The sequence below is a fragment of the Leisingera sp. F5 genome, assembly GCF_001593695.1.
On sequence record NZ_LUKH01000296.1, the window covers coordinates 1 to 3,032 of the forward strand.

Annotated in this window: 3 protein-coding genes; all 3 read left to right on the top strand. The window is 59.6% G+C overall.

Annotated features, from left to right (window positions below; all coding sequences use genetic code 11):
* Window positions 1–824: ABC transporter ATP-binding protein (locus A2I95_RS29130; RefSeq protein ID WP_291735507.1), on the top strand; the 824-nt coding region annotated here is incomplete at its 5' end.
* Window positions 825–878: 54 nt separating this feature from the next.
* The gene (locus A2I95_RS29135) at window positions 879–2,126 is read left to right on the top strand and encodes a class I SAM-dependent RNA methyltransferase (RefSeq protein WP_291735509.1); all 1,248 of its coding nucleotides are present in this window, start codon (window positions 879–881) and stop codon (window positions 2,124–2,126) included.
* A gap of 1 nt (window position 2,127) precedes the next feature.
* Window positions 2,128–2,937, top strand: coding sequence for an ion transporter (locus A2I95_RS29140; protein WP_291735510.1), 810 nt, complete (start codon window positions 2,128–2,130; stop codon window positions 2,935–2,937).
* The last annotated feature ends 95 nt before the right edge of the window (window positions 2,938–3,032 follow it).

The window sequence follows — 3,032 nt, forward strand, 5'->3', positions numbered from 1 at the left end:
AAAGAGTTGAGGATACGTACGGTGCCAAGCCGCTGGTTGTGAGTGAAGGCGGCATTGATTTTGACCAGGTGGAATTCGCCTATGGCCGCGATGTGGGCGGGGTGCAGGGCATCAGCCTGAAAATCAAACCAGGTGAGAAGCTGGGCATTGTCGGCGCTTCCGGGGCGGGGAAGTCAACGCTCGTTTCATTGCTTCTTCGGCTCTATGACGGAGAAAACGGGCGCATTCTGATCGACGGACAGGATATTTCCGGTGTCACCCAGAATTCGCTGCGCAGCCAGATCGGCATGGTCACCCAGGAAACTGCCATGTTCAATCGTTCAGCCAGGGACAATATCTTGTATGGGCGGCCGGATGCGTCGGAGCAAGCTCTGATCGCCGCTGCAGAGAAAGCTGAGGCGCATGAGTTCATTACCGAGTTGGAGGATGGGCAAGGCCACAAAGGTTATGACGCTTTTCTCGGCGAGCGCGGTGTGAAACTCTCGGGCGGGCAGCGGCAGCGGATCGCTCTGGCCCGAGCTATCCTTAAGGACGCGCCCATTTTGGTTTTGGACGAGGCCACTTCGGCGCTGGATTCCGAGGTGGAGGCGGCCATACAGACCGCACTGCACCGGGTGATGGAGGGTAAAACGGTGCTGGCCATCGCCCACCGGCTGTCGACGCTGAGCGAAATGGACCGGATCATTGTGATGGAAAAAGGGCGGATTGCTGAAAGCGGCAGTCATGAAGAGCTCTTGGCCAAGGCCGGGCTTTATGCTGCCTTTTGGGCGCGCCAGTCCGGCGGCTTCATCTGTACGGATGAGAACAGGGCAGCAGCTGAATAAATTTTCCGGCGCATTTTGCTTTTGCTGACCATCTTGCCGCGGTAATGAGCAGCCATGACTGACGCAGCCAGAACTACAGCAACGATCAGCCGGCTGGGCCATCAGGGCGACGGCGTGGCCGATGGACCCTTGTTTGCCCCGCGTGCTTTGCCAGGAGAAACCGTCTCAGGTTTCACGGAGGGCAGCCGGCTGACCAATATCCGGATCGAGACCCCATCCGAGCACCGGGTGCAGCCGCCGTGCCGCCACTACAAATCCTGCGGCGGCTGCCAGCTGCAGCACGCAAGTGACGGATTTGTGGCTGAGTGGAAAACGGAAGTCGTGCGCACAGCGTTGACGGCACAGGGGTTAGAGACTGAATTCCGCCCGATCCACACCTCGCCGTCCCGCTCCCGCCGCCGCGCGACGCTTGCGGTGCGGCGCACCAAGAAGGGTGCGATGGCCGGATTTCATGGACAGGCGTCGGATGTGATCACGGAGATCCCTGAGTGCCAGCTGCTGGAACCTGCGTTGAAGGCCGCGATTCCCGTTGTAGAGGCGTTGGCGATGGCCGGGGCTGGCCGGAAGACACCGCTGGCCGTGACGGTCGCCACCTCGGACGCTGGGCTGGACATGCTGGTCAGGAACGGCAAGCCGCTGGACGGGCAATTGCGCATCGAACTGGCGCGGCTGGCAGACCAGCACCGGATTGCCCGGTTGACCTGGGAGGATGAGCCGGTCGCGATGGAGCAGCGGCCAATGCAACGCTTTGGCGCCGCGCGCGTTTGCCCGCCGCCGGGGGCTTTCCTGCAAGCCACCCGGGAAGGTGAGGCGGCGTTGCTGGCAGCGGTTCAGGAAATAACAAGCGGAGCCAAACGGATCGTCGATTTGTTTGCAGGCTGCGGCACCTTCACCCTGCCTTTGGCGGAAACCGCCGAAGTGCATGCGGTGGAAGGTGAACGTTCAATGCTGGAAGCTTTGGATGCTGGCTGGCGCAGGGCGGCGGGTCTGAAGAAAGTCACCACCGAAGTCCGCGACCTATTCCGCAATCCGCTGTTGCCCGAGGATTTGAACCCGTTTGGTGCTGCCTTTGAAGCTGCCGTGATTGATCCGCCGCGCGCAGGCGCTGAGACACAAACTGCCCAGTTGGCCAAAGCCCGAACACCCGTGATCGCCTATGTATCCTGCAATCCGGTGAGCTTTGCCCGCGACGCCAAAGCACTGGTTGCGGCGGGTTACAGCCTTGACTGGGTGCAGGTTGTTGATCAGTTCCGTTGGTCGGCCCATACCGAACTGGCTGCGCGATTTACCATGAAAGACTGAGATGACCGATACCCCTGCTTTCGCCCCGACCCGCCGCCTGGCAGCCATTCTGGACAGTGACCGGTTCGGCCGGTTTATTACCGCTGTCATCCTGGTCAATGCGGTCACCCTGGGGTTGGAGACAGCCCCATCTGTCATGGCTAAGATTGGCGGTCTGATTCACCTGATCGACTACATTTGCTTGTCTATTTTTGTGGTGGAGATCCTGGCCAAACTCTTTGTGCGCAGGTTGCGGTTTTTCCTGAGCGGCTGGAATGTGTTCGATTTCGTGATCGTCGGCATTGCGCTGGCACCGGGGACGCAAGGCCTGTCAGTACTGCGGGCGCTGCGTATCTTGCGGGTGTTGCGGGTTATTTCGGTTGCACCGCGCCTGCGCCGGGTGGTCGAGGGGTTCATCACCGCGCTGCCGGGGATGGGGTCGGTTTTTCTGCTGATGGCGATCATTTTCTACATCGGCTCTGTGATCGCGACCAAGCTGTTCGGCCACGACTTTCCGGAATGGTTCGGCGACCTGGGCCGCAGCGCCTATTCGCTGTTCCAGATCATGACGCTGGAAAGCTGGTCGATGGGTATTGTGCGGCCAGTGATGGAGGTGCATCCGCACGCCTGGGCGTTCTTTGTACCGTTCATCATGGTGACGACCTTTGCCGTAGTGAACCTTCTTGTCGGCCTGATCGTGAACTCCATGCAGGATGCCCATGGCGAAGAAGAGGTGGAACGCACCGATGCCTATAGGGACGAAGTGCTGAGCCGGCTGGAAGCGATTGAACAGAGGCTAAGCAGTCAATCGGCCCCGGACAGGAAATTGTGAATTTCCTTAACAGGCAATTCGCGGTAAAGGCTGAATAGAGGCAAAAAAAGAAATACAGGCTTTGAGAATGGACAGAAGGGCATTTGGTTTCGGTG